Annotated in this window: 14 protein-coding genes and 6 pseudogenes; 11 read left to right on the top strand and 9 right to left on the bottom strand. The window is 75.4% G+C overall.

The window, feature by feature from the left end:
• Window positions 1-251 precede the first annotated feature (251 nt).
• Entirely contained in the window at window positions 252-491 is a 240-nt protein-coding gene (locus tag ACZ411_RS12145; RefSeq protein WP_464171140.1) for a glutaminase, read from the bottom strand.
• The gene (locus tag ACZ411_RS12140; RefSeq protein ID WP_464170907.1) at window positions 491-1,228 is read right to left on the bottom strand and encodes a glutaminase; all 738 of its coding nucleotides are present in this window, start codon (window positions 1,226-1,228) and stop codon (window positions 491-493) included. Before ACZ411_RS12140 ends, ACZ411_RS12145 begins: the two co-directional genes overlap by 1 nt.
• Window positions 1,229-1,371: 143 nt before the next feature.
• On the opposite strand from ACZ411_RS12140, the gene ACZ411_RS12135 reads away from it, so the two are divergent.
• Window positions 1,372-2,040 (top strand): hypothetical protein, encoded by a 669-nt coding sequence (locus ACZ411_RS12135; protein WP_464171158.1) that lies wholly within the window; start codon window positions 1,372-1,374, stop codon window positions 2,038-2,040.
• Between the two features lie 34 nt (window positions 2,041-2,074).
• Here the strand turns inward: ACZ411_RS12135 and ACZ411_RS12130 are convergent.
• Window positions 2,075-3,006, bottom strand: a pseudogene (locus ACZ411_RS12130) (bile acid:sodium symporter); the annotation flags it as partial.
• A gap of 357 nt (window positions 3,007-3,363) precedes the next feature.
• Window positions 3,364-3,708 (bottom strand): annotated as a pseudogene (locus ACZ411_RS12125) (copper homeostasis protein CutC); the annotation flags it as partial.
• Between the two features lie 210 nt (window positions 3,709-3,918).
• On the opposite strand from ACZ411_RS12125, the gene ACZ411_RS12120 reads away from it, so the two are divergent.
• Window positions 3,919-5,202, top strand: coding sequence for an extracellular solute-binding protein (locus tag ACZ411_RS12120; RefSeq protein ID WP_464170905.1), 1,284 nt, complete (start codon window positions 3,919-3,921; stop codon window positions 5,200-5,202).
• A 241-nt stretch (window positions 5,203-5,443) separates the two neighbouring features.
• On the opposite strand, the gene ACZ411_RS12115 is transcribed toward ACZ411_RS12120, so the two are convergent.
• Window positions 5,444-5,605 carry a hypothetical protein gene (locus tag ACZ411_RS12115; protein ID WP_464170902.1) on the bottom strand — a complete coding sequence of 54 codons (162 nt, stop codon included), beginning with the start codon at window positions 5,603-5,605 and terminating at the stop codon, window positions 5,444-5,446.
• 242 nt (window positions 5,606-5,847) lie between these two features.
• Between ACZ411_RS12115 and ACZ411_RS12110 the strand changes: the two genes are divergently transcribed.
• The 6 genes and pseudogenes from ACZ411_RS12110 (at window position 5,848) to ACZ411_RS12085 (ending at window position 9,365) form a co-directional block, all read left to right on the top strand.
• Window positions 5,848-6,171 (top strand): carbohydrate ABC transporter permease, encoded by a 324-nt coding sequence (locus ACZ411_RS12110; protein ID WP_464170900.1) that lies wholly within the window; start codon window positions 5,848-5,850, stop codon window positions 6,169-6,171.
• 165 nt (window positions 6,172-6,336) lie between these two features.
• A complete protein-coding gene (locus tag ACZ411_RS12105) occupies window positions 6,337-7,128 on the top strand; it encodes a carbohydrate ABC transporter permease (RefSeq protein WP_464170898.1) in 792 nt (263 codons plus the stop codon).
• Window positions 7,125-7,685, top strand: a pseudogene (locus ACZ411_RS12100) (ROK family protein); the annotation flags it as partial. The gene ACZ411_RS12105 and the pseudogene ACZ411_RS12100, both read left to right, overlap by 4 nt.
• Before the next feature lie 133 nt (window positions 7,686-7,818).
• Window positions 7,819-8,103 (top strand): annotated as a pseudogene (locus tag ACZ411_RS12095) (ROK family protein); the annotation flags it as partial.
• Between the two features lie 142 nt (window positions 8,104-8,245).
• Window positions 8,246-8,776, top strand: a pseudogene (locus tag ACZ411_RS12090) (ROK family transcriptional regulator); the annotation flags it as partial.
• A gap of 40 nt (window positions 8,777-8,816) precedes the next feature.
• Window positions 8,817-9,365: an ROK family protein gene (locus ACZ411_RS12085; protein ID WP_464170896.1), complete on the top strand. Its 549-nt coding sequence runs from the start codon at window positions 8,817-8,819 to the stop codon at window positions 9,363-9,365.
• An 18-nt stretch (window positions 9,366-9,383) separates the two neighbouring features.
• On the opposite strand, the gene ACZ411_RS12080 is transcribed toward ACZ411_RS12085, so the two are convergent.
• Window positions 9,384-10,880: a M81 family metallopeptidase gene (locus ACZ411_RS12080; protein WP_104343569.1), complete on the bottom strand. Its 1,497-nt coding sequence runs from the start codon at window positions 10,878-10,880 to the stop codon at window positions 9,384-9,386.
• Between the two features lie 187 nt (window positions 10,881-11,067).
• Here ACZ411_RS12080 and ACZ411_RS12075 point away from each other — a divergent pair, with 187 nt between their 5' ends.
• Together ACZ411_RS12075 and ACZ411_RS12070 are read left to right on the top strand one after the other, a co-directional pair.
• Window positions 11,068-11,928: a sugar phosphate isomerase/epimerase family protein gene (locus ACZ411_RS12075; RefSeq protein ID WP_104289512.1), complete on the top strand. Its 861-nt coding sequence runs from the start codon at window positions 11,068-11,070 to the stop codon at window positions 11,926-11,928.
• Window positions 11,925-13,091 carry a Gfo/Idh/MocA family protein gene (locus tag ACZ411_RS12070; RefSeq protein WP_464170893.1) on the top strand — a complete coding sequence of 389 codons (1,167 nt, stop codon included), beginning with the start codon at window positions 11,925-11,927 and terminating at the stop codon, window positions 13,089-13,091. Before ACZ411_RS12075 ends, ACZ411_RS12070 begins: the two co-directional genes overlap by 4 nt.
• Here the strand turns inward: ACZ411_RS12070 and ACZ411_RS12065 are convergent.
• Together ACZ411_RS12065 and ACZ411_RS12060 are read right to left on the bottom strand one after the other, a co-directional pair.
• A pseudogene (locus ACZ411_RS12065) lies at window positions 13,051-14,866 on the bottom strand (RecQ family ATP-dependent DNA helicase). The gene ACZ411_RS12070 and the pseudogene ACZ411_RS12065 overlap by 41 nt on opposite strands.
• A gap of 94 nt (window positions 14,867-14,960) precedes the next feature.
• Window positions 14,961-16,031, bottom strand: coding sequence for a GTP-binding protein (locus ACZ411_RS12060; protein ID WP_104289509.1), 1,071 nt, complete (start codon window positions 16,029-16,031; stop codon window positions 14,961-14,963).
• Window positions 16,032-16,072: 41 nt separating this feature from the next.
• On the opposite strand from ACZ411_RS12060, the gene ykgO reads away from it, so the two are divergent.
• On the top strand, window positions 16,073-16,195 hold the full coding sequence (gene ykgO / locus ACZ411_RS12055) for a type B 50S ribosomal protein L36 (RefSeq protein ID WP_094114654.1): 123 nt from the start codon (window positions 16,073-16,075) through the stop codon (window positions 16,193-16,195).
• Between the two features lie 88 nt (window positions 16,196-16,283).
• Here the strand turns inward: ykgO and ACZ411_RS12050 are convergent, their stop codons facing one another.
• On the bottom strand, window positions 16,284-17,462 hold the full coding sequence (locus tag ACZ411_RS12050) for a histidine kinase (RefSeq protein ID WP_262403917.1): 1,179 nt from the start codon (window positions 17,460-17,462) through the stop codon (window positions 16,284-16,286).
• Window positions 17,463-17,515: the final 53 nt, after the last annotated feature.

The following is a 17,515-nucleotide window of genomic DNA, read 5'->3' as shown; positions in this document are numbered from 1 at the left end:
CGAGCTGCGCCTCCTCCACGAGCAGGCGCACGGTCTCGGCGTCGCCGAGGATCCGGTCGCCGTCGGTCGCGAGCTCGCCGAACGAGTCCAGGCCGATCTCGAAGCGCGTCGGGTCGACGATCGCGGGTCGCCCGGGAGCGGCCCCGGTGGTGGCCTCGGTGGCGTTCATGGCGGATCCTCCCGGACGGTCGCGCGCCGGGAGCCCGACGCGGTGGTTGACGTGTCCACCATCGCGCAGAGTGGTTGACGTGTCAACCCTCGGGCGGCACCGCGCCGAACGCGTGCAGGCCCAGGGCGTCCGCGAGGTCGTGCGCGAGCCGTGCGCCGGCGCAGTCGCTGGTGCCCCGGTCGTCGAGGGGCGGGCTGAAGACCGCGGCTCCCAGCCGGCCGGGCGCCGCGAGCACGAGGGCGCCGGACACGCTCGACTTGGCGGGCACGCCCACCCGGCGCATCCACCGTCCCGAGCCGTCGTAGACGCCGCACGTCGCCATCACCGAGACCACGTCGCGCGCGACGCGCTCCTCGACACCACGCGCGATCCCGTCAGCGGGTTCCGGCCGCCGCATGCGAGCGTCGCGCCCATCGCCGCCAGCGCCTCGGCCGACACGAGCACGGCGCATGCGCGGGCGTACGCGGCGACGCCCTCGTCGGCCGTCACGTGCAGCGTGCCCTCCGAGCGCATCAGGTGCGCGAGCGCGTGGTTGCGGTCGCCGAGCAGCCGCTCGGACTCCGCGACCTCCTCGTCGACCTCGAGGCGGCGCCCCGCGAACGCGCCGAGGCCCGCGAGGATCCGCTCCGAGCGCTCCGCCGGGGACGACCCGCGGACGAGGCTCGCCGTGAGGATCGCCCCCGCGTTGACCATCGGGTTCGGCGGACGCCCGGTGCCGCTCTCGAGCTCCATCGCGTCGAACGCCTCGCCCGTCGGCTCGATGCCGACGGCGTCGAGGGCGTCCCCGCCGGTGTCGGCGAGCGCCAGGGCGAGCAGGAACGGCTTCACCGCCGACTGGATGGAGAACGGGTGCGCGCTGTCCCCGGCGCGGCGGGTGCGGCCGTCGGGCGTGACGAGCGCGACGGCCGACAGCCCGGGATCCGCATCGGCCAGCTGCGGGATGCTGTCGTCGACCGCGCCGCCGTCCTCGCCCGCGACGCCCGCGAGCATCCGCTCGAGGTCGAGCGCGTGGGCGCGGTCGTGGGCGGGGTCGTGCGGGGCGGATCCGGGTGCGGGCATGCCCCCACCCTCGCAGGGTGCGCCCCCTGGGCGCGGCCCACGCCGGGCCCCGGCGCTCCGGCACTGCCCGCTGAGGACATCTCGACCGCGCGCGACGCCCCGTCGGCGCAGACTCCTGCGCTCGCACCACCCCGCGATCGGTCGTGCATCCCCCGCCCCACCCCGACAGGAGAAGCCATGCCGAGAGATCCCTTCTACGACGGAAGAGCAGCGGAGTCGTCGTCGCCGCGCTCCTGATCAGCGGGGCCCTCCTCGCCACCGGTACCGCCCCCGCCCACGCCGCGATCGCCGCGCGGTACCTCGACATCCAGACCCGCCAGACCGGGGCGGCCAACGATGTCCGCTCCGTCCTGATCACGGACGGCGGCAGCAGGAGTACGTGCATGTCCATGGTCGTCGGCGACGGTGCGGAGGAGCTCCTGGACGACGACGCGTCCAAGAGGCTCCTGGTCTACGGGGACCAGGCGTACGACGCCTTCAGCTATTCCGACGACCACTGCACGGACGGGTACTACCTCATCGGCTCGAAGGGCAGCACTCCCACCCCTGGGCCTCCATCCGCTGGTCCGTGTACAGCGGGCGACCGCCGCGCATCGCCTACTGACCTCGTCCGCGAGGACCGCGCGGTCTCCCCCTCCGACAGGGACGTCGCGGCACGCGACCGCGGCCGGCACCTCCACGGTGCCGGCCGCATCGTCGTCCGCCCGGCTGCGACTGCACGGCCGCGTGCGGGAGACCCGCGGCCCGGCTCCCGGCCCTGGACTCCCGGCCCCCGGCTGCAGCCGGCGGCGCCGCGCGGCAGCCCCGGCTGACCGCCGACGGCGACGAGACGCGGCCATCACCCGGAACGAGGACCACCATGCCGACGAGCTCCACGAGGGTCTGCGTGACCACGACCAGGGGCGCCAGCGCCGAGGGACGCGGGCAGCGCTATTGCGAGCGGCAGCACGACGAGGGAGTTGCGCGTCGCCGCGCTGAAGGCGAGCGCCCGGGTACCGCCGGCACGTCGAGCCGGAACAGCGTCCCCAGGCCGATGCCGACGACGGTCGCGAGCACGACGAACGCCGCGTAGACCGGGACCAGCACCACCAGGCGCCCGGCCGCCGCCCCGACGGCGGCCGCCTGCGAGGCGACGACCGTGAGGAGCGTCGCCATCAGCAGCGGCACCATGGTGGCCTGCATCGAGCGCTCGACGGCGCGCCCGGCCGGGTGGCGGCGGGCGATGGCCTGGACCACCCCCGCCGCCGTCAGCGGCAGCACGATGAGGACCAGGAAGCCCCCGGACGAACGGCCCGACGTCGACGACCGCGACGCCCTCGGGGCCGATCATCAGGAGCAGGTACACCGGCAGCAGCAGGATCTGCGCGAGCATCAGCAGCGGCGCCGCGGCGAGGAGCCGGTCGGCGGCTCCGCCGGCAAGGCCCGCGAAGACGATGACGTAGTCCACGCACGGGGTCAGCAGCACCAGCAGCACCCCGAACAGCAGCGCCGGGTCGTCGGCGACGAAGCGGGACAGCCCGTACGCGATGAGGGGCACGACGACGAAGTCCGCCACCGCGACCGCGGCGAGGAAGCGGACGTCCCGGAGCGCGCGTCCCATGGCGGCGAAGGGGGACGCCGAGGAACGTCGCGAACAGCAGCAGAGCGAGCACCGGCTCGATGGCGGCCTCGAGATGACGGGCCCCGGGGATCAGGAGACCGATGCCGGCGCCTGCGGCGATCGCGGCGAGGGGGAGGGCGACCTGGTGGCGCTCGAGCCACGGCACGACGCCGGTCACGGCGCCGGTCGCAGCGCGCGCGCCGCTCGCACAGCCGCTGCCACCAGGTCCCCGTCGGTCAGGTCGTGCGCCGCCTCCCCGCCACCGGGCCCGACGCGGGTCGCGGCCACGCGCCGCCGGGCGGAGAGGGTGCACGGCGTCGACGCCCGCGGCCACGAGCTCGGGGATGGCGTCGACCGTGACCCCTCCGCCGGGCCTGGATCTCGATCCGCCCGTCCGCCCGCGCCGACCAGCTCCGCGAGCGCCGGCAGCCCGTCGCCCGCCCGCGCGGCCCCGCCGGACGTGAGCACGCGCACCGACCCCGGCCGCGAGGAGCGCGTCCAGCGCCGAGAGCCGGTCGTCGACGGCGTCGATCGCGCGGTGGAAGGTGACGACGGCGCCGCCCGCGGCGTCGACCAGCCGCGCGACCAGGTCCGCGTCGACGCGCCCGTCGTCCGTCAGGCCGCCGGAGACGATGCCGGCCGCGCCCGCGGCGAGCGCCGCCCGCACGTCGCGCAGCATGACCGCGCGCTCGTCGGCGTCGTGCACGAACCCGCCCGGGCGGGGTCGCACGAGGACGTGGACGGGCAGCCCGGCGCCCACCGCCGCCTCCACGAGCCCGATGCTCGGGGTCACGCCGCCCGTCGTCGCGAGCGCCGAGCACAGCTCGACCCGGTCGGCGCCGGCGGCCGCCGCGATGCGCGCGGACGCCGCGTCCTGCACGGCGACCTCCACGGCCACGCGTCGACGGGGGACGGGTCGGCGGGTCGCGGCATGCGCCCATGGAAGCACGGGCACCCGGGTCCGGCCGGACGGGAGATGAAGAACATGTTTATGCAGGCGCGATTTACACGCCGCACGCCTGCGCGGCCCTCCGCGCTCGGAGCATGGGTGCCACCCGCCACCGCACACGTGCAGACCAGGAGAACCGCCATGGCCGACATCACCCGCCGCACCGCCATCGGGCTGGGAGGGGCCTTCGGCCTCACCGCGCTCCTCGCCGCCTGCGCCTCCGGATCCAGCGGCTCGGGCGGCCCCGCCACCGCCGACCTCCGCGTCTGGATGATGACCGACTCGGTCTCCCAGGAGGCGCGCGACTGGCTGAAGAGGACGTTCGAGGAGCAGCACCCGGGATCCACCCTCACCATCGAGCTGCAGGTGTGGGACGGCATCGTCTCCAAGCTCCAGACCTCGCTCGCGAGCGCCGACTCGACCCCGGACATCATCGAGCTGGGCAACACGCAGGCGCCTACCTTCTGCGCGGTCGGCGCGCTGATGAGCCTCGAGGACATGAAGGAGGAGCTCGGCGGCGACAGCCTCACGCAGTCGCTCGTGGAGCTCGGCTCCTTCGACGGGGAGATGTACGCGGCCCCGTTCTACGCGGGCAGCCGCCTGTTCTTCTACCGGAAGAGCATGTTCGCCGAGGCGGGGGTCGCCATCCCCACGAGCATGGACGAGCTGACCGCCGCGGCCGCGACCCTCCAGGCCGCGCACGCGGACGACCCGTCGTTCTCCGGCATCTACCTGCCGGGCATCTCCTGGCAGTCGGCGCTGGCGTGGCAGTTCACCACGGCGGCCGGCTCGCCGAGCAGGACGGCGACACCTGGAAGGGGTCGCTCTCGAGCCCGGAGAGCCAGGAGGCGCTGGCGGCGCTGCAGGAGATCTGGAGCACCGGATCCACCGCCGGCGGCGTCACCGACAGCGAGGTCGCCGAGAAGCCGTGGGTGCCGTTCAACGCGGGCGAGACCGCGATGTTCTTCGGCTTCAACTGGCACCTGGCGAACATCGACCAGGCTCTCGTCGATGCCGGGGACGTGGGGTACTTCGGCTTCCCCGCGGCCGCGGGAGGCGATGCCGGGCACCCGTTCGCGGGCGGCTCCAACGTCGCCATCGGGGCGCTCGAAGAACCAGGACCTCGCCAAGGAGGCGATGAGGCTCATCTTCTCGCAGCCCTTCCAGGAGTACTTCGCGACCGTGGGCGGCTGGGTGCCCGGCAACCTCGACTACGCCGCCGCCCTCGGCAGCGACGAGCTCGCCACCCTCACCACCGAGGCGGTGCGGAACTCCGTGGGCACGCCGGCCGCCGAGAACTGGGCCCTCGTCGAGGGCGCGCGGGTCATCGACGACTTCTACGTCGCGGTCGCCGCCGGCGGCGACCCGGTCGCGCTCGCCTCCGCCGCCGACGCCAAGCTCACGAGCCTCCTCGGCCCGTCGTGACCCGCCCGTGAGCGCCGTCCTCAGCACGTCCACCTCGACGCCGGCGCCCGCGCCGGCGCTCGAGGCGCCCCGGGAGCCCGCGCGCCGAGCGCCGCCTCGCGCTGGTGCTCGTCCTGCCCGCGGTCGCGATCGTCGCGGTCGGCCTCGGCTACCCGCTCGCGCGGCAGGTGATCATGTCGTTCCAGCGCTTCGGCCTCGCCCAGCAGTTCGGGCAGGCGCCGGAGCTCGTGGGGCTCGACAACTACGCGCAGGTCCTCGGGGATCCCGCGTTCTGGGCCGCGTCGGCCGGTCGGTGGGCTTCTGCCTCGCGTGCGCCGCCGCCACCGTGGCTCATCGGCACCGCGGGCGCGATGCTGCTGACGCAGGTGCGCCGGTCGATCGCGGTGGGCGTGCAGATCGTCATGCTGGTCGCCTGGGCGATGCCCGTGCTCAGCTCGCTTCAGGTGTTCCAGCTGCTGTTCGACCCGCGCAGCGGCGTCGTCGGCTGGGTCCTCGGCCGGCTGGGGGCTCCGGGGATGGTCGGCTACAACTGGCTGTCGGATCCGCTCACGTTCTTCGTGGTGGCGGGCCTCCTCATCACGTGGATGAGCGTGCCGCTCGTCGTGTTCATGGTCTACGCGTCGGCTGACGCAGCTCGACGAGTCGATGATGGAGGCCGCCCAGCTCGACGGGGCCGACGCCCGGCAGCGCTTCGTGCACATCGTGGCGCCGTCGGTGGCGCCCGTGCTCCTGCTGGTCAGCCTCCTGCAGGTGATCTGGGACCTGCGGGTCTTCACGCAGGTGCACATCCTGCAGCAGAGCAGCGGCATCACCGACCAGACCAACGTGCTCGGCACGTTCGTCTACCAGATCGGGCTCTCCGGCGGGAACTACGGCGTCGCCTCGGCGGCCGCCATGGTCATGCTCGCGGTCAGCCTGGTGCTCACGTGGCGCTACATCCGGGCGCTCCTGACCGAGGGGGACAGCTGATGACCGCCACCATCGACCGCAGCGCGACCACGACCGGGGGCTCGTCGGCCGCGAGCCCGTCGACCGGGGGCTCTCCCGACGCGGCGCCGCCGCCCGTGCCCCGCCCACCCCGGGGCGCCCCGCGCCCGGCGCCGCCGCTCGCCCGGCCGCATCGCGCTCGACGTCGTGGCGGTCGCGTTCGGCCTCCTCTGGCTCTTCCCCGTCTACTGGATGGCGGACGCGGCGTTCCTCACGCCCGCGCAGCTGTCGTCGCGCACCCCCACCTGGATCCCGATCGGCGGGACGGTCGAGCACTTCGCCCGCGTCCTGGGCGACGCCCGCTTCTGGTCGGCGCTGCGGATGAGCACGCTCATCGCGCTCGTCGTGGTGGCGGGATCGCTCGCCTTCGGCGTGGTGGCGGCGTTCGCGCTCAGCCGGTTCCGCTTCCGCGGGCGCACGTCGATGATCGTGGCGGTGCTCGTGATCCAGATGATCCCCGCGGAGGCGCTGTTCATCTCCCAGTACCGCATGCTCGACGGCTGGGGCCTCCTCAACTCCGTCCTCGGCCTGAGCGTGCTCTACCTGGCCGCAAACGTGCCGTTCACCATCTGGGTCCTCAAGGGCTTCGTCGACGGGATCCCCGTCGAGCTCGAGGAGGCCGCCATGCTCGACGGCTGCAGCCGGGTCGGCGCGTTCCGCCGGGTGACGCTGCCGCTGCTCGGATCCGGGCTCGTCGCCTCCAGCATCTTCAGCTTCCTGGCCGCGTGGAACGAGTACACGCTCGCGCTGGTGACGCTCTCCGCCGACGACAGCCGCACGCTGCCGCTCTGGCTGCAGGGCTTCCGCGGCCAGATGCAGGAGACCGACTGGGGCGGGATCATGGCAGGATCCACTCTCATGGCGCTCCCCGTGGTGGTCCTCTTCCTCATCGTGCAGAAGCGCATGGCGACGGGCCTCACCGCGGGCGCGGTCAAGTGACGGACCTCCCGCGGCTCGAGCTGCGGGTCCCCCGGCCGGTCGCCGCGTTCGACATCGGCGGCACCGACATCAAGATCGCCCTGGTGGAAGCCGGCGGCCGGGTCCTCGAGGCCCGTTCCATCCCGACCCCCACGCACGATGCCGAGGCCCTGGTCGCCGCGCTCGCCACCGTCGTGGCGGATGCGGCCCGCGACCACCCGGAGGCGGCCCCGCAGGCGATCGGCGTGCACGTCGCCGGCGTCGTCGACGACGACCGGGGCGTGGTCGTGCTGGCGGAGCACGTGGGACTCCGCGACGTGCCCATGCGCGACCTGCTCGCGGCCGCCACCGGGCTGCCGGTCGCGTTCGGCAACGACGCGCGCGGCGCCGGGGTGGCCGAGTTCGAGATGGGCGCGGCCCGCGGCGCACGCGACGCGGTCGTGATCACGATCGGCACGGGCATCGGCGCGGCCGTCTTCGTGGACGGCCGGCTGTACACCGCCGGCGGGCGCGGCGCCGAGCTCGGGCACCTGCGCACGACGCCGGTGGGATCCGAGGCGGGCGTCCGCTGCGCGTGCGGCGGATCCGGCTGCCTCGAGACCGTCGCCTCCGCCCAGGGCGTCGCGGCAGGCGTACGCCCGCGCGACCGGCAGCGCGACGACCGCCGGCGGGTCGGCCCGCGTCTTCCGGGCCGCCGCCGCGGGCGATGCGGTCGCCCAGCGGGTTGTCGACGCGTGCATCGACGCGCTGGCGCTCGCCCTCGCCCAGCTCACGGCGATCCTCTCCCCCGAGGTCGTCGTGGTCGCCGGGGGGCTGTCCCGCGCGGGCGAGCAGCTGCTCGGCCCGCTGCGCGAGCGGCTCGACTCCCTCCTCACCTTCCAGCGGCGCCCGCACGTGGTCGCCGCCCGCTTCGGCGGGCAGGCCGGCGTCATCGCGTCGGCGCTCATCGCGGGACGGCTGCCGGTGGAGGCCGCCGTCGAGGTCGTGAGCGCGTGAGCCTGCTCCCGCCGCCCGGCCCCGGCGGGCGCGCGCCCGACCGCCTCCTCGGCGTCCCCCGCCTGGTGCCGCCGCCCCGCGGATCCGGCGCCAGGTCCCCGACAGCGAGATCGCGGGCGAGACCGCGTCGGCGCTGCTGTACATGATCGCGACGGGCTCGGCCACGAACCGCGCCGACCTCGCCCGCACGCTCGGCCTGCCGCCGTCGACCATCACGGGGAAGATCGCGCAGCTGCTCCGCGCGGGCCTGGTGGAGGAGCGCGGATCGGGCGACCCGACGGGCGGACGCCGCCCGCGCGTCCTGCACCTGCGCGACGACGCGGGCGTGATGCTCGCCGCCGACCTCGGCCGGAGCCACGCGCGCCTCGCCCTCCTCAGCATGTCGGGCACCATCGTCGACGCGCGCACCATCCCCATCGACATCGGCGCGGGCCCGCACGGCGTCCTCGCGCTCGTGGCCGCGGCGCTGCGCGTCCTGGTCGCCGGGTCGGGGCACCCCGTCGTGCGCGGCGTCGGCATGTGCCTGCCCGGGCCCGTCGACACCGCCCGCGGCATGGTGGAGTCGCCCGCGTCGATGCCGGGCTGGCACCGGTTCGACGTCGTCGGCTGGCTCGCGGACGAGTTCGACGCGGTCGCCGTGGTCGACAACGACGCCAACATGATGGGCCTCGGCGAGCACGCGACACTCGACCGCCGGGGCCGCCGCCTCCCGCGTGCGCGTGGGCAGCATGCTGTTCCTCAAGGCCGGCGCGTCCGTCGGCTGCGGCATCGTGATCAACGGCCACGTGTACCGCGGGGCGACCGCGCTGGCGGGCGACATCGCGCACGTGCGGGTCGCGGCGGCCGCCGGGAACCCGTGCAACTGCGGCAACAGCGGCTGCCTGGAGACGGTCGTCGGCGCCGCCGGCATCGTCGCCGGGCTGCGGGCCGCGGGCGCGCCCGTGCGGGACCTCCCGGACGCCGTGCGGCTCGCCCACGACGGGGATCCGCGCGCCACCACGCAGCTGCGTCAGGCGGGTCGCACGGTCGGCGACACGCTCGCGGCCGTCGTCAACTTCTTCAACCCCGAGGTGGTGGTCATCGGCGGGATGCTGTCCACCGTCGAGCCGTTCGTCGCCGCCATCCGCTCGCAGCTGTACGAGAGCTGCCACCCGCTCGCGACGACCGCGCTCCGCATCCAGCAGACCGAGGCCGGCCTCGACGCGGGCGTGCTCGGCATCGGCCAGCTCTGCCTGCGGCGGGCGCTCGCGCAGCTCTACTGAGCGACGCCACCGCCCCGGTCAGGTCGCGCGCGTCATCATCCGCGCCGAGAGGTCCGGCGTCCCCGTCACCTCGTCGAACGGCACCATCGGCCGGATGATGCGGTGGTGCGGCAGCCGCGCGAGGTCCTGGTCGACCCCGCCGGGCGTCAGCGCCATCATCCAGTCCGCCGCCATGGCGTGCAGCTCCGGCTCCAGGTAGCCGATCTTCACCACCACCACGTCCGCCTGCCGCGGGTCGATGCCGTTCCGCGTGAAGTCCGACTCGAGGTGGTACGGCTTCCGCCGGGCCGTGAGGATCACCCGGAGCCCGCCCACGCGCACCACCGCCTCCACGTCCGCCGCCGGGTCGCCCTCGGCGAGATGCTCGACCGTTCCGCGGAGCTCCGCCGGCGGGGCCACCGTGTCGTCCACGAGCGCGCCCGCGCGGACGTCGACCTCGCCGCCGACGCCGGCCGCCACGCACGCCGCGACGGCGCCGGGGTCCGGGATCGACGCGTACACGGCCTGCACGGCGCCCGAGCGGATCTCCGGCCGGTCGAGCAGCGCGCGCAGGGTGCCCGTCGCATCCCCCGCGCCTCCCGCCGTCGGGTTGTCGCCGGAGTCGCTGACGAGGAAGGGCCGGGCGTCGCTCGCCGCGGCCCGGTCGAGGCACTCCTCGAGCGTGCCGACGGGCGCGACGAACCGGAAGTCGTCGCGCACCCGCCAGAGCTCGGCGGCGAGCTCCTCGGCGGAGGCCGCGACCACCCGGGCGTCGTCGCCGGTCACCACGACGGCCGCGTGGTTGCGGGGCTCGTCGGCCCAGGCATAGCCGATCCAGAGGCCCGCGTCGATCACGCCCTCGCGCGCCGTGATGCCGGGGATCCGCCCGTAGAGGCTCCGCGCCGGCTCGTCGCGCGTGCTCGTCTTCTCACCGGGCAGCAGGATCGGCACGGGCACCCACGCGGTCGCGACCGGCTCCCCGCGGCGCGGCCCCGTGAGCCGGTCGACGAGGTTCCGCACGGCCCGCTCGACCGTCTCGAGCGCGTCCTCGTGCGGCGCGAGGCGGTAGCAGGTCATGAGGTCGACCGTGCCGGCGAGCAGCGGCGTGACGTTGCCGTGCAGGTCCATCGTCGCGGAGATCACGGCGTCGGGGCCCACCAGCGCGCGGATCCGGGCCGCGAGCACGCCCTCCGGGTCGTCCGTGCCGATGACGCTCATGGCGCCGTGCACGTCGTAGAGCACGCCGTCGACGGGGCCGTCCTCCGCGAGGGTGCGGGCGAGCGCGCCGAGGAGGTCGTCGACGATGACGCGGTGGTCGTCGGCGGGCACCGGGCCGCCGGGGATGGCGCGGAAGTGCGGCAGCGCCGTCCAGCGCGTGCGCTCCCGCAGCGGCGCGCCGGGCGCGAGGAACGGGTAGCGCGCGAGGTAGGCGTCGCCCTCGGTGCGCACGAACTGGTCGACGCGCGTCCTGGCGGGCGAGTACACGCTCGCCTCGAGCGACATCCCGAGCGAGACGATCCGGGGGCGGTGCGGCATGGGTCCCTCCAGCGGGGTCGGCGGCGCGGGCGGGCCGCGTCCTCCTCACGATATGGATCCGCGCGCCCCGGCCCGCCGGGAGGTGGTTACGTCTCCGTTAACCGGTCGCGTCCGAACCGTCCGCGCACGACGCCCGCCTACCGTGGGTCACGTCGGCCGCTCGGCCGCGGGATCCGGAAGGCCGCACATGCGCATCGGCGTCAGCTCCTACACGTTCGCCCCGGCCCTGGAGGCCGGCACCATGACCGTCCCCGACGTGGTCGACCTCGTCGCCGACTCCGACGCCAGCCACCTGGAGATCTCCATCGCGGGCCTCGGCAGCGAGCTCGTCGACGACCCGGGCCTCGTCGCCGCCATCCGGGCCCGCGCCGACGCCCGCGGGGTGGAGCTCGCGAACTACGCGGTCGGCGCCGACCTGCTCGACCCCGACCTCGACGCCCAGGTCGCGCGCCTGCACGCCCACCTCCGCGTCGCGCACGAGCTGGGGATCCCGCTGCTGCGCCACGACGTGTTCGCCTGGCCGTGGCGGGAGGCCGACGACGACGCCTTCGAGCGCGCGTTCGCGACGATCGTGCCCGTCTGCCGGGCGCTGTCCGACCACGCCGCCACGCTGGGCATCGCCACCACCGTGGAGAACCACGGCATGAGCATGAACGCGAGCGACCGGATCCTCCGCCTCGTGGAGGCCGTCGACCGGCCGGGCTTCCGCGTCACGCTCGACGTCGGCAACTCCCTGTGCGTCGACGAGGATCCCGAGACGGCCGTCCCGCTCCTCCTCCCCCACGCCGCCGTCGTGCACCTCAAGGACTTCGACGTGCGCGACACGGCTCCGGACGACACGTGGATGACCACGCTCGGCGGACGGGGCATCCGCGGCGCGGTCGTCGGCTCCGGCGACCTGCCCATCGGCCGCCTCCTCGGGCTCGTCGCCGCGTCCGGCTTCGACGGTCCGGTGTCGATCGAGTACGAGGGCCTCGAGGATCCGCTCACCGGCTTCACCGCGGGCCTCGCCGCCGCGCAGCGCCTCGCCGCGGAGGCCGTCCGATGAGCGGTCCCGTGCGCATCGGCGTCATCGGCGCCGGCACCATCGCGGGCCTCCACCTCGCCGCCTACGCCCAGAACCCGGACGTCGTCGTCGCGGGCATCTGCGACGTCGACGCCGACCGGGCGGCCCGGCGCGCGGCCGAGACCGGCGCGACCCTCGTCACGACCGACCACCGGGAGCTCCTCGCCTCCCCCGACATCGACGCCGTGAGCGTGTGCACGCGCAACGACACGCACGCGGAGATCGCCGTCGCCGCGCTCGAGGCCGGCAAGAGCGTGCTGCTGGAGAAGCCGATGGCCCTGACCGTCGCGCAGGCGGAGGCGATCGTCCGCGCGGAGGCGGCGAGCGCCGGATCCGTGCAGGTCGGCTACGTGCGCCGCCACTCCTCCAACGCGGTCACCCTCAAGCGCTTCGTCGACGCCGGCGACCTCGGGCCGATCTACTACGCGAAGGCGGTCTTCCTCCGGCAGGCGGGCGACCCGGGCGGCTGGTTCTCCGACCGGTCGATCTCCGGGGGCGGACCGCTCGTCGACCTCGGCGTGCACCTGATCGACATGGCCCTGTACCTCATGGACTTCCCCGAGCCCGTCGCCGTGACCGGGTACACGTTCCGGAAGCTCGGTGGCCGGACGAACATCCGCGGACTGACGCGCTACCTCAGCGCCGACCAGGTGCCGTCGACCGAGCCCGTCGAGGACCTCGCGGGCGCGCTCGTGCGGTTCGCCGACGGCGCGGTGCTCTCGATCGAGACCTCGTACTCCGTGCACGGCCGCGACGACCTGTCGTTCGAGGTGTTCGGCGAGCGCGGCGGGGCGACGCTCGAGCCGGAGCTCCGGATCACCACGGAGCTGCACGACACGGTGGTGGAGCTGCGGCCCAACATCGACTCCCTGTCGTTCGACCTCGAGGAGGGCTTCCAGGCGGAGATCGACGCGTTCGTGCGCATGGTGCGCGGGGAGGGCGCGTCGATGGCGCCGGCGACGCACGGCCTGCACCTCACGCGCATCCTCGAGGCCGTCTACGAGTCGGCCGCGACCGGCCGCGAGGTGCGGCTCGACCACGACGCGGCCGAGCGGGCCGCCGCGGGGGCGGACGCGGCCGTCGGCGCAGCCGCGCGCTCCCGGGTCACGCCGGCTGCAGAAGACCCCCGTCCCGCACGAGCCTGAGCGACAGCACGCGGTAGCCCTCCCTCTCGAAGAACACGGTGATCCGGTCGTCCTCGGTGCTCATCACGGTGCCGGGGCCCCACTCGGCGTGGGTCACGGCCGACTGCGCGGGGAACGGGTCGTCGGACGGCCCGTCCGCGCCGGGGACCGCGCCGGCGGCACCGGGGTCGGCACCCTCGGCCGCCTCCATCGCCGCGTCGTGCGCGTCGTCGCCCGCGAGCCGGTCGCACGCGTCGCAGTTGCCGCAGCGCTCCGGGGACTCCTCGCCGAAGTAGCCGAGCAGGTACTGGCGGCGGCACTGCTGCGTCTCCGCGTAGCCGCGCATCATCTCCAGGCGCGAGACCTCGATGCGCTCGCGCTCCTCGGCGACCTCCTTCGCGCGCGCGGCGGCCTCGCGGGGGTCGAGGCTCCTCCGCCACGACGGCGCCCTCGCGGTCGGATCCGAGGACCCCCGCGTCCACGAGCAGGTTGAGCACGCCGCCGACGGTGCGCGGTGACATGCCGGCGCGGTCCGCGACGGCCGCCGGTCGCACCGGGCCGTCGGCGCCCGCCACCGCGACCGCCGCGTAGACGTCGCGGAGGGTCGCCGGCCGGGGCGTGCGCGCCGCGAAGAAGCGGCGGAGGCCCAGGTCCTCGGGGCGGTAGTGGAGGATCCCCACTGCCGGCTCCCCGTCGCGCCCCGCGCGCCCGACCTCCTGGTAGTAGGCGTCCACCGACTCGGGCGGCGCCGCGTGCACCACGTACCGGACGGTCGGCTTGTCGATGCCCATGCCGAACGCGCTCGTGGCCACCACGACGTCGACGTCGTCCTCGTGGAAGGCGGTCTGCACCCGCTCGCGCTCGGCCGCCGGCAGGCCCGCGTGGTACGCGTCGGTGCGCAGGCCGCTCGCCCGGATCTCCTCCGAGTACTGCTCCGCGTCCTTCCGCGTGGCGACGTAGACGAGGCCCGGCTGGGTCTGCTCCCGCACGTGCTCGACGATCGCGCGGCGCTTCTCGGGCTCCTCCGTGTGCCGCCGCACCTCGAGCCGGATGTTCGGGCGGTCGAAGCCCGACGACAGCACGAACGGGTCCCGGAGGCCCAGGCGCTCCTCGATCTCGGTGCGCACGGGCGTCGACCCGGTCGCGGTCATGGCGATGGTCGGCGGGCGCCCGAGCGCGTCGATCACGCCGCCGAGCCCCAGGTAGTCGGGGCGGAAGTCGTGGCCCCAGGACGCCACGCAGTGCGCCTCGTCGATGACCACGAGGGACACGCCGCGCCGCACCAGCCGCTCGACGACCTCGTCGCGCGCCAGCTGCTCGGGGGTGAGGAACACGATCCGCGCGCCGGGCTCCTCCACGGTCGCCCACGCCTCGTCGAGCGCCGTCCCGCGGACGGTGCTGTTGATCACGCGCGCGGGCGGGGCGGCGGGCGCCTCCTCGAGGTTCTGCACCTGGTCGGCCTGCAGTGCGATGAGCGGCGAGACGACGACCGTGAGGCCGTCCAGGAGCACGGTGGCGACCTGGTAGATGGCGGAGTTGCCGTAGCCCGTGGGCATCACGACGAGTGCGTCGCGGCCGCGCACGAGCGGCCCGATGGTGCGCACCTGGCCGTCGTGCAGCTCGTCCCAGCCGAACGCCTCGCGGGCGACGCGGAGCGCGTCCTCGGGGTCGGGACCGGGCTCCGGCGGCGGGACGATGGCGGCGTCCTCGGCGGCCGCGGCGCCCTCGTCCGGGGCCTCGGCGGTGGTCGTGGCGGTCGTGCGGGTGCTGCCCTCTGCGGTGCGGTTCTGCTTCACCTCCCCACTGAACGCCGGGCGCCGAGCAGTGCCCAGGGCCTTGACGCCCCTCTCGGCGGACCGTCACCCTCCCCGGCGTCCGGGCGCGCCGCGTTCAGTCCGCGTCCACCCGGGGGAACGGATCCGCGTACCCGGACCACTCCGCCGGCCCCGCCGCCAGCTCCTCCCCCGTGAGCACCGCCCGCCCGATCGCCCGCCGCAGCACGTCGGGTCGGAGCCCCACCCCGAAGAACGCGATCCCGGTGCCGCGCGGCGCGTGCTCCTGCCACGGGTCGATCCCGGTCGGCTGGAGCGTCAGCATCGACCCCACGCTCGACCAGCCGCCCACCTCGCCCGGCCGCGACGCCAGCGCCACGAACCCCTTCGAGCGGAGCACCAGCCCCGCGCGGTCGGGCCGCAGCTCCTCCTCCACCGCCCGGGCGAGCCGCCCGGGGTGCAGCGGCCGCGGGTCGCCGACGACGACCGATCCGACGGGCCCGTCCCGCCGATCGACGTCGGCGGGACGGAGGGCCCGGTCCGCGGCCGTGAGCTCGCGCATCCACCCGGCCGACGCCGCGAGCCCCGCGACGTCGCCCCACCGCGGCAGCCGACCGAGCGCGAGGGGCCGACGCGCATCCAGCACGGTGGCACGGGGGGCGAGCCGGCGCACGAGCGCGAGCAGGGTCCCGCGGGCCTCGACGGGCACCCGCGCCATGCCGGTCAGCACCACGACGGTGGCGTACTCCACGAGGTCCACGAGCGTCTCCGCCTCCTCGAAGGCGTCGTCGACGCGCCCGGACGCCGTCGCGTGCAGCCGGTCGGCGGGCACGACCGAGACCACGTGCCGGAGCCCGAATCCGGATCCCGGCGCACCGAGGGCGCGTCGCAGCCCGTGCTCGCGGCGCAGCAGGAGGTCGAGGCCCATGCCGGTCGCGCGCGCGTCGGCGGTCGCCGGGATCCCGACCACGGCCTCGGCGCCCGGCCCGCGCCCGGCGAGGTCGTCGAGGAAGCGCGCGATCGGCTCGACCGGGTCCGCCTCCTCGGGCGGCAGCACGAGCAGCGACGCCGAGACCTCGTCGACCGCGTCCCGCAGCACGGAGCGGAGGCCGGATCCGTCCCCCACGACGAGCACGACGCCCGACGGCGGCTGGGCGTGCACGGGCAGGGGTCGGCGAGGAGCGGGCATGGCGCTAGTCTATTGAGAACTGTTCTCACGAAAGGACCACCATGAAGGTGCGCAACTCGCTCAAGGCCCTCAAGAAGCTCCCCGGCGCGCAGGTCGTGCGCCGCCGCGGCCGCGTCTTCGTCATCAACAAGCTCACCCCGCGGAACAAGGCCCGGCAGGGCTGACCGCGGCGGGCGACGGGCGGCGGGCGGCGGGCGCGCATCGTCCGCCGCCCGCTGCCGCTCCCACCGCCCGACACCGCGACCGCGGGCGTCAGAGCGGGAAGCGCAGCCGCAGCAGGTGCGATCCGTCGGGGCGCAGCTCGGCCGTGAGCCCCCCGCCGAGCAGCTGCGCGCGCTCGCGCAGCCCGGTGAGGCCGTGGCGTCCGCTCGGCAGGTCGAGCAGCGGCATCGTCGCGCGCCCCGCGTCCACCTCCACCACGACGGACCCGGCCTCCATCCGCCCCGTGACCCGCACCGCCGCACCGGTCGCGTGCTTGCGCGCGTTCGTCAGGCCCTCCTGCACGGTCCGGTAGACCGCGCGCTGACCCGCGGCGGGCAGGTCGGCCGGCAGGTCGAGGTCGAGGTCCACCCGCATGCCGCTCGCCGCCACCAGCGCCGGCACGTCGTCGAGCGTCGGCTGCGGCGCGAGCCCGCGCCGGTCGCCGCCCGCGGCCCGGAGCAGCTCCACCATGCCGCGCAGCTCCTCCAGCGTGACGGCGCTGAGGGCGCGGATGGTGCGCGCGACCTCGCGGGAGCGCTCATCGGCGGCGCCCACCTGCAGCGCACCGGCCTGCACGGCGATGAGGCTCACCTGGTGCGACACGACGTCGTGCATCTCGCGCGCCAGCACCGCCCGCTCCCGGGCGAGCGCGACCTGGGCGGCCTGCCGCTGGCCGAGCGTGTGGGCCTCCCGCAGCTCCGCGAGCTGCGCCGCCGCATCACGCCGCTGCCGCAGGAACGCGCCGAGGAGCAGCGGCCCGATCGTGTAGATGGTCGCGTCGACCAACGGCTCGACCACCGCCTGCAGGTCCGCCGGCGTCCCGAAGGGCAGCAGGTCCGCGCCCACGACGAGCGCGGTCAGGGCGATGACGCACCACCGCGGGGTCCGTGCGAGGCCCAGGCCGAAGAGGCCGACCAGCACGGGCACGTAGGCGATGCCGATGTACACGGCCGGGACCGCGAGCAGCACGCTCAGCCACGGCCATCGGCGGCGCAGGAGCAGGCCGAGGCAGGCGACCGCGCCGGCGACGGCGTCCCACGGCGTGTCCGGCTCGGCGAGGAAGGTCAGCGAGGCGCCCGCCGCGACACCCGCGAGCAGCAGGTCGACGAGGAAGGCCCGCACGCGCTCCGACGGCGCGGCCCGACCGCCGGCGGCCTCATCGTCGGCGGACGCGTCGTCGGCGGACGCGTCATCCCCGACCGCGGTGCGTGCGGCGTCTCTTCTCGCCACGCCGGCCCCGACGTGCGGTCCCGCGGCGCCGCCCGCCCCCGGGCGTCCCGCGC

It is taken from the genome of Clavibacter sp. AC415, assembly GCF_979252985.1.
Note: the sequence above shows the minus strand (reverse complement) of the source record. Positions and strands in the feature narration are given on the sequence as shown.

What these genes read in the sequence shown, in the direction of transcription:
- ACZ411_RS12145 (WP_464171140.1), bottom strand. Translation starts at nt 491, where the DNA reads ATGGCGACGTGCGGCGTCTACGACGGCTCGGGACGGTGGATGCGCCGG.
- ACZ411_RS12140 (WP_464170907.1), bottom strand. Translation starts at nt 1,228, where the DNA reads ATGCCCGCACCCGGATCCGCCCCGCACGACCCCGCCCACGACCGCGCC.
- ACZ411_RS12120 (WP_464170905.1), top strand. Translation starts at nt 3,919, where the DNA reads ATGGCCGACATCACCCGCCGCACCGCCATCGGGCTGGGAGGGGCCTTC.
- ACZ411_RS12115 (WP_464170902.1), bottom strand. Translation starts at nt 5,605, where the DNA reads ATGACGATCTGCACGCCCACCGCGATCGACCGGCGCACCTGCGTCAGC.
- ACZ411_RS12110 (WP_464170900.1), top strand. Translation starts at nt 5,848, where the DNA reads ATGATGGAGGCCGCCCAGCTCGACGGGGCCGACGCCCGGCAGCGCTTC.
- ACZ411_RS12080 (WP_104343569.1), bottom strand. Translation starts at nt 10,880, where the DNA reads ATGCCGCACCGCCCCCGGATCGTCTCGCTCGGGATGTCGCTCGAGGCG.
- ACZ411_RS12075 (WP_104289512.1), top strand. Translation starts at nt 11,068, where the DNA reads ATGCGCATCGGCGTCAGCTCCTACACGTTCGCCCCGGCCCTGGAGGCC.
- ACZ411_RS12070 (WP_464170893.1), top strand. Translation starts at nt 11,925, where the DNA reads ATGAGCGGTCCCGTGCGCATCGGCGTCATCGGCGCCGGCACCATCGCG.
- ACZ411_RS12060 (WP_104289509.1), bottom strand. Translation starts at nt 16,031, where the DNA reads ATGCCCGCTCCTCGCCGACCCCTGCCCGTGCACGCCCAGCCGCCGTCG.
- ykgO (WP_094114654.1), top strand. Translation starts at nt 16,073, where the DNA reads ATGAAGGTGCGCAACTCGCTCAAGGCCCTCAAGAAGCTCCCCGGCGCG.